Raw genomic sequence first — 7,534 nt, 5'->3', positions numbered from 1 at the left:
CCGCGCCCCTGACGGGGCGCAGCCCCGTCTTTCAGGGGCGCGGGGAACTGCGCGGCCAGCCCCCACTCACCCGCAGACGACGCACAACTCCGCGGAGCGCCTAGCGGCGCTTTCGTAGGGCTCTGCCGACCACGATGGCCGATGCCAGGACGAAGGCCGCCGCCGGGGCCGCCCAGCGGAGCGCCGCCGTGGGGCCCGCCGCCTCGGGCGCGGGGACCGGGGCGTAGCGGCCCCGCGGGGGCGCGTGGTCGACCTCCTCCGCGCTGCGGCCGATCATCGTGCGGCGGGCGTGGGCCGCCTCGGCCGGAGCCTCCGGCGGTGCGGCCGCGTCGTCCTCGAAGCCACCCTCGAAGTCGCCCTCGGCGAAGGGGGCGAGGGAGGGCGGCGGGACCTCGGTCTCGTAGACGGACGGGGGTTCCTCGACGGAAGGCGTCTCTTCGACTTCCTCCCTCACCGCCTCGCCCGACTCCGCCGCCTCGCCCGACTCCGCTCGACCGCCGGAGGCAGGTGCAGTCCCCAAGTTCTCCGCGAAGCGGTTCAGCAGGCGGGTCGTCGCCGAGGTCACCGCGTCCGGGGGCAGGTCCGTCACCCGGCCGTCGGCGGAAGCCGTCCCGCTGAAAGCGACCGTCGAGCCGTTCTCCGCGGGGCGGATGGAGAGGGTGAGGGCGAGTTTGACCGAGCCGCTGCCGCGGGCCTCCGAGGCGTCGGCCTCGACGGCGTACGAGTCGCCGTCCTGCGGGGAGACGCGGAGCGCCCCGCGATACGTGATGCTGTGCCCGCCGACGCGTACCTTCAGGCGGCCGGAGACGGGCGCCGTCCCCGCGTCCTGCTGGAGCCCGGGCACCGCCCGGGCCACCCGCGCGGGATCGGCGAGAGCCTCCCGGAGAAGCTCGACGGGAACCGGAACGAACACCTCATGCTCCATGTCGGCCGAGCCTACCCAGCACGGCCCGCGCCGCACCCGTGTATGCGGGGATTCCCACGGATCCGCCCGCAGACGGACTCAGTCGGCGTACCGCGGATGGACGAGCGTGGAGGGCGGGAGGCCGGAGAGCCGGGTGCGTTCGGCGGCGCGGGCGCCCGCCTGGAGGGACGGCACCTCCGGTGAGCCCGGCGGGATCCTCAGGTGCGGACGCTCACGGGAAGCCAGTACGAATCCCCAGTCGTGCGGTGCCCGTGGCCCGCCCGCCGTGGCGGAGTCGCGGCCGGCCGCGGAGTACGGAGCGGTCCGCAGCCCGGCCGCCCGTACCGTCGCGTCGACCGTCCAGAAGACCCGCGGGCGCGACGCCACGGGCCCCGCGTGCACGACGAGCCGCCCGCCGTGCGCGAGAACCCCGCGGGCGAGCCCGTAGAACTCCTGCGAGTACAGCTTCGTACTGGACGTGATCCCGGGATCCGGCAGATCGGAGACCACGACGTCGTACGCGCCCCGCGGGGCCCGGCGCAGCCAGCCGAACGCGTCCGCGGCGGCGACCCGTACGCGCGGATCGCCGTAGGCGTGTCCGTTCAGCTCGGACAGCGCCGGGTCGGTGCGCGCCAACTCCACGAACTGCGCGTCGAGTTCGACCACGTCGACCCGCCGTACGCCCGGATGCCGCAGCACCTCGCGTACGGCGAGTCCGTCGCCGCCGCCGAGGACGAGCACGCGCGCGTGCGGGCCGTTCATCGCGGGGTGGACGAGGGCTTCGTGGTAGCGGCGCTCGTCGTGGCCGCTGACCCAGAGGCGGCCGTCGAGGAAGAGGCCGAGCGGGCGGCCGTCGGTGCCGCCGGTGAGGACGACCTCCTGGACGTCGGTGTGCATCGCGACCCGTACGTCCCTGCCGTACACCGCGTTCCGTGCGGCTCGTTCGAAGTCGTCGACGAGGACGGCGGCCGAGGCGAGGATCGCGAGGACGACGAGGTTGGCGACGACGAGCAGCCAGCGGCCGCGTCGGGTCAGGTCCTGCCGGAACAGGCCGAGTACGAGGGCGCCGCCCGCGAGCGCGTTGACGGTTCCGGTGATGAGTGTCGCGGTCAACTGGCCGAGCAGGGGCAGGAGAAGGAAGGGGAACGCGAGTCCGCCGACCAGCGCGCCCACGTAGTCCGCGGCGAACAGGTCCGCGACCGCGCCGCCCGCGTCCTGCCTCCGGATGCGCTGGATCAGCTCCATCAGCAGGGGGACCTCGGCGCCGATGAGCAGGCCGATCGCGAGCGAGAACGCGACGAGGACATAACTGGAGCCGCCCGCCCACGCGCCGCCCCAGTCGCCGGTCCAGGCGAAGACGGCGTACAGGGCCATCGCGCTGGAGCCGCCGACGAGTGCGAGCAGGGCCTCGACCGCGCCGAAGCCTGCCGCGGCGCGGCAGCGCAGGCGTTTGGCGACGAGTGAGCCGATGCCCATCGCGAAGACCATCACGGACAGGACGACCGAGGCCTGGGTGACCGAGTCTCCGATCAAGTACGAGGCGAGGGCCACGAGTTCGAGTTCGTACACGAGTCCGCAGGCCGCGCAGATGAAGACGCCGGCGAGGACGAGGAACCGGCCGGTGGCCGGCTTGACCGGCAGGCGCGCGGGGGCCGTGCCCGGCGGGACGGGTGCCGCGCCTGGCGGAGTGGGTGCCGGGCCCGGCGGGGCGGGGGCGTGCGGCTCGATCACCCAGCGAACGGTACGTCACCGAACAACTGCGTCCTGTCACCCACACGTGTGGAAACGGTGGCCTCGACGCATACTTTGGCCAGGGCGCGTACGGGCCGTGAACGGGTTCGTTGCCGGGTGCGGGTAGTGGGGGCTGGTCGCGCCCACGCGGCGGAGCCGCAAATTGTCACAGCCTCGCGCCCCTTCGGGGCGCTGCTCCGGATTCTCCTGGGGCCGTAGGACTACTGACCGCCGATCACGGCTAGGGTCGAAGGCAGGTAACCACGTGCAATCCTCAGGAGTACCCACCGAATGTCTATCGACCCGTCCTCGATTCCGAACTTCGGGGGCCAGCCCGAGCCGAACCCCGGCGGACCGGCGGGCCCTGTCGTCCCGGATCAGGACCTTGTGAAGCAGCTCCTGGACCAGATGGAGCTGAAGTATGTCGTCGACGACGAGGGTGACCTCGCGGCGCCGTGGGAGCAGTTCCGTACGTACTTCATGTTCCGCGGCGAGGGTGACCAGCAGGTCTTCTCGGTGCGGACGTTCTACGACCGGCCGCACCAGATCGACGAGAAGCCCCAGCTGCTGGAGTCCATCGACGACTGGAACCGGCGCACGCTGTGGCCGAAGGTGTACAGCCACACCCACGACGACGGCACCGTCCGCCTGATCGGCGAGGCGCAGATGCTGATCGGCACCGGCGTGAGCCTGGAGCACTTCGTGTCGTCGACGGTCAGCTGGGTGCGGGCCGCCATCGAATTCGACAAGTGGCTCATCGAGCAGCTCGGCCTGGAGCAGGAGATCGACGAGGCCGAGAAGCCCGAAGAGGACGAGTAGTCCTCACCCGCGGAACACGGCCGGCGGAACCTGGCCACGCGGAGCGCAGCCCCGTGGAGCTTCCGGAGTACAGCCCCGTGGAGCCCCGCGGAGTACAGGCCTGCGCCGGCTCACAGCGGCTTGTGGGCGATCACGACCACATACGCCCCGTACGCGAACGAGAGCCCGGCCAGGGCGCCGACCACCAGGGTCGCGTGCCATGGCCGGGCTCTCGCCGTCCGCGCCAGCGCGCACGCCAGCGGCAGCAGCAGCGGGAACGCCGGCAGCAGGAACCGCGGCTTGGACTCGAAGAAACCGGAGCCGCCGATCGCGACGATCAGCAGCGCGCCCGCGTAGACCAGCAGGGGCAGCGGGGCGCGGTCCGCGATCAGCAGCCCGTACAGCAGCAGGCCCGCCGCCACGATCATCATCGCCGTGGGGAAGAGGAGCTGGTCGCCCTCCAGCAGCAGATGCCGGATGAACCGCAGTGAGCCGAGACCGAAGTCGAAGCGCGAGCCCCACAGCCGCTGCACCTCGAAGTACCCGCCGAGCGGATCGCCCATCCGCCGCCCCACCCACAGCACGTACGCCACCCACCCGAGGGGCGCGAGCGCCACGCCCGTCCACAGCCTGTGGGAAACTTTTCCGCGCCGCCTGAAGATCTCGTACGCCGCCGCCACGAGCACCGCCGCCGCCACCGCGAAGCCGTTCGGCCGGGCAAGGCCCGCGCACGCCGCCAGGGCGCCCGCCCACAGCCAGCGGCCGGTGAGGAGGGCGTACAGCGACCAGGCGGCGAAGGCGGTGAGGACCGGTTCCGTGTACGCCATCGACAGCACGACGGAGTGCGGCAGCAGGCCCCACAGGAGGACGAGGGCGGTGGCGACGGCCCGGTCGTGCAGCCGGACGCCGATCGCGTAGATCCCGCAGGCGGCCACCGCGGCGGCCGTCCACGAGATCAGCATGCCCGCGCCGGGGCCGCTGAGCGGGGTCAGCTCGGTGACGACCCGGATCGAGCCCGGATAGAGCGGGAAGAACGCCAGATCGCTGTGGGCGACGTTGGGACGGAAGTGCAGGGTGCGCCCGTAGCCGTCGGTGGCGATCCGCAGATACCAGACGGAGTCCCAGGACCGGCCGAGCAGCAGGACCGGATGCCCGCCGGTCGCCCAGGCGGTCATGGCCACCGCCGCGGCACCCAGCAGCCGGGCGGCCGCGAACAGCCCGACAGCGGTACCCATCGCCGCCGCCAGGGGCAGCCGCGGACGGGCACGGCTGCCCTCGGTGGCGGGCTCCTTGACGGCGGGGGGCGCGAGGGTACTTGCGTGGGTCACACCCGAACATTGCGGGCAAGTCAGGGCATTCGCGAGCGATGCGCGGCCGAGAGGGTTCGATTTCCACCGTTCTTCGGCCACTCCGGCGCGCCGCCGTGACAGCGTCCGGGTGCCCCTACCCGGCGAGCGTCTTGAGCCGCTTCACCGCCTCCTCCAGCACCGGTGTCTGCTTGCAGAACGCGAAGCGGACGAAGGGGGCCCCGGCCTCCCGGTGGTCGTAGAAGACGGCGTTCGGGATGGCGACGACACCCGCCCGTTCCGGCAGCGCACGGCAGAACGCGAAGCCGTCGCTCTCGCCGAGCGGCCGGATGTCGGTGGTGATGAAGTACGTCCCGGCCGGTGTGAACACCTCGAAGCCCGCCTCCGCGAGCCCCGTGCTCAGCAGGTCCCGCTTGGCCAGCATGTCCGCACGGAACGCCTCGAAGTACGGGTCGGGCAGCGCCAGCGCCTCGGCGACCGCGTACTGGAAGGGCCCCGAGGCCACGTACGTCAGGAACTGCTTCGCCGAGCGCACCGCCGCCACCAGATCGGGCGCCGCCGTCACCCAGCCGACCTTCCAGCCGGTGAACGAGAACGACTTCCCCGCGCTCCCGATGGTGACCGTGCGCCCGCGCATCCCGGGCAGGGTCGCGAGCGGGATGTGCTCGGCCTCGTCGAAGACCAGGTGCTCGTACACCTCGTCGGTGACCACGAGCAGGTCCCGCTGGACGGCCAGTTCGGCGATCGCGGTGAGCTCCTCGCGGGTGAGGACCGTGCCGGTCGGGTTGTGCGGGGTGTTGATCAGCAGCAGCCGGGTGTTGTCCGTGACCGCGTCCCGCAGCTCGTCCAGGTCCAGGCGGAAGCTTCGATGCGGGACTCCGTCGCGGGTGCCCTCGTGCGGGCGCAGGGTGACCGGTACGCGCGTACCGCCGGCCATCGCGATACAGGCCGCGTACGAGTCGTAGTACGGCTCCAGGGCGATCACCTCGTCGCCGGGCTCCAGGAGGGCGAGCAGGGCGGCGGCGATGGCCTCCGTCGCGCCCGCCGTGACCAGGACCTCGGTGTCTGGGTCGTACGTGAGTCCGTACCGGCGTTCCTGGTGCGCGGCGATCGCGGTGCGCAGCTCGGGCACGCCGGGGCCCGGCGGGTACTGGTTGCCGCGGCCGTCGCGGAGCGCCCGTACGGCCGCCTCGCGGATCTCCTGAGGGCCGTCCGTGTCGGGGAAGCCCTGGCCGAGGTTGATCGAGCCGGTACTCAGGGCCAGGGCCGACATCTCGGCGAAGATCGTCGTGCCGAACTCGGCGAGCCGGCGGTTGAGGAGGGGGCGGCGTGCACTGGAGGTCATGGCCGTCATCCTGCGCTCAACCTCTGGACTTGCTCAACTCTGCTTTGGCGCGCGAGGCGCGGGGGCATCCCCCTGTCACGCAAGAAGCAACGCAAGGAGAACAGGCAAGAAGCAGAGCCCACGGGGGGCCGCTTCGGGGGAACGGAAGGAGGGTGGCGCCATGATCGTAGGCATCATCCTGGCTGTGATCGGTGTGGTGATCGTTGTCAGTCTCATCTCCTCGGCCAGTGAGGGGCGGAGGCGTTCGCGCCGGTCCGGGCGCAGCTGGTGGGCCGGCGGCTCGGGCGGGAGCGGCGGCTGTTCGTCGGGGAGCTCTTCGTGCGGCGGCGGCTCGTCCTGCGGAGGCGGGTCGTCCTGCGGGGGCGGTGGGGGCGGATGCGGCGGCGGAGGCAGCTGACACGGGGCAGCTGAGCTCCGGATCGGGGAACCGCGTCCGGAACCGTCCGGCACTACGAGCGTCCGCCGGGAGTCATCTCCCGGCGGACGCTTCGCCGTTGTGGGGTGCCGGCGAGTTCGAGGGGCGTGAAGGCGCACGTGTGAACGAAGAGCGCACTACCTGGTTGAACAGTTGAGCTGTGGAGCCCTCGGGGGGATGGAAACCCTACGAAGTTGGGTAAAAACGCTGTGGCGGACGCGCCGTTCATGATTCCCTCGTAATCGCCGACGCAGACCCCGGAACATCCTTCTGACCTGGCCGACCGGGCCGACATCACCCGGCGCCGACCGGGGTGCGACGGACCGACTCATCCTTCACGGACACCGACCCCACCCTTTGCGTGCAGCGGAGCCGACCCATGCTCACGACCCTCAACACCGCCTATACCGACACGCGCGCGGCCGATCTCGCCTGGGCTCTTGGGCGGGAACCGCTGCCCGCGCTCGCCACGCTCGACCTCGAACTCTCGTGTACGAAGCTTCAGTTGAGACTGCTCGGGGCGTCCCACCAGGTGCTCCTGGAGGAGGAGAGGGGCCTGTGTTCGGAGACTGTCGCCTGCATCCCCGGCAGCAGTACGCCGTTGCCGCTCGGCGTCGCCGAGCGGGTGGGCGACTGGGAGTACGAGTTCGCGGCGCGCGTCGAGACTCTGTCGCGGGGCTCGTTCGCCGGGCGCGCCCAGGAGTTGCTGGCCCTTGTGGCCGACCATCCGAACGGTCTTGCCGGGGTCTTCCCCGGCAGCCCCCACGCCTTCACCGCGATGCTCGCGCAGCGGTACGAGGGTCAGGTGCACTGGCGCACCTGGCATGCCTATCCGCAGGACGGGCAACTGGTCGCCACCCGCACGCGGGTCGGCGTCCGCGTGGCCGCGCCCGCCTGAGGGGGTTCGTAGGGCCCGGGGGTGATGTGCGGGTGGGTGGGGGCTTGTCGCGCAGTTCCCCGCGCCCCTGAAAGACGGGGCTGCGCCCCTGTCTTTCGTCTCTAGGGGCGCAGCCCCTGCCTTTTGAGGGGCGCGG

Annotated in this window: 6 protein-coding genes; 2 read left to right on the top strand and 4 right to left on the bottom strand. The window is 71.9% G+C overall.

All coding sequences use genetic code 11. From position 1 onward, the window contains the following. Positions 1-100: 100 nt before the first annotated feature. Together GAS53_RS49035 and GAS53_RS49030 are read right to left on the bottom strand one after the other, a co-directional pair. Entirely contained in the window at positions 101-925 is an 825-nt protein-coding gene (locus GAS53_RS49035; protein WP_151484283.1) for an SRPBCC domain-containing protein, read from the bottom strand. Between the two features lie 78 nt (positions 926-1,003). Then, on the bottom strand, positions 1,004-2,635 hold the full coding sequence (locus GAS53_RS49030; RefSeq protein WP_151484282.1) for a polyamine aminopropyltransferase: 1,632 nt from the start codon (positions 2,633-2,635) through the stop codon (positions 1,004-1,006). A gap of 291 nt (positions 2,636-2,926) precedes the next feature. Here GAS53_RS49030 and GAS53_RS49025 point away from each other — a divergent pair, with 291 nt between their 5' ends. Continuing rightward, positions 2,927-3,454 (top strand): YbjN domain-containing protein, encoded by a 528-nt coding sequence (locus GAS53_RS49025; protein ID WP_151484281.1) that lies wholly within the window; start codon positions 2,927-2,929, stop codon positions 3,452-3,454. 110 nt (positions 3,455-3,564) lie between these two features. Here GAS53_RS49025 and GAS53_RS49020 read toward each other — a convergent pair whose 3' ends face one another. Beyond that, positions 3,565-4,761, bottom strand: coding sequence for a mannosyltransferase family protein (locus GAS53_RS49020; protein WP_225859596.1), 1,197 nt, complete (start codon positions 4,759-4,761; stop codon positions 3,565-3,567). 115 nt (positions 4,762-4,876) lie between these two features. Next, positions 4,877-6,094, bottom strand: coding sequence for a pyridoxal phosphate-dependent aminotransferase (locus tag GAS53_RS49015; RefSeq protein ID WP_151484280.1), 1,218 nt, complete (start codon positions 6,092-6,094; stop codon positions 4,877-4,879). A 785-nt stretch (positions 6,095-6,879) separates the two neighbouring features. Between GAS53_RS49015 and GAS53_RS49005 the strand changes: the two genes are divergently transcribed. Beyond that, positions 6,880-7,398, top strand: a complete 519-nt coding sequence (locus GAS53_RS49005) for a DUF2617 family protein (RefSeq protein ID WP_151484278.1) — start codon at positions 6,880-6,882, stop codon at positions 7,396-7,398. Positions 7,399-7,534 lie beyond the last annotated feature (136 nt).

Source organism: Streptomyces albicerus, from assembly GCF_008905045.1.
GTDB lineage: Bacteria > Actinomycetota > Actinomycetes > Streptomycetales > Streptomycetaceae > Streptomyces > Streptomyces albicerus.
Note: the sequence above shows the minus strand (reverse complement) of the source record. Positions and strands in the feature narration are given on the sequence as shown.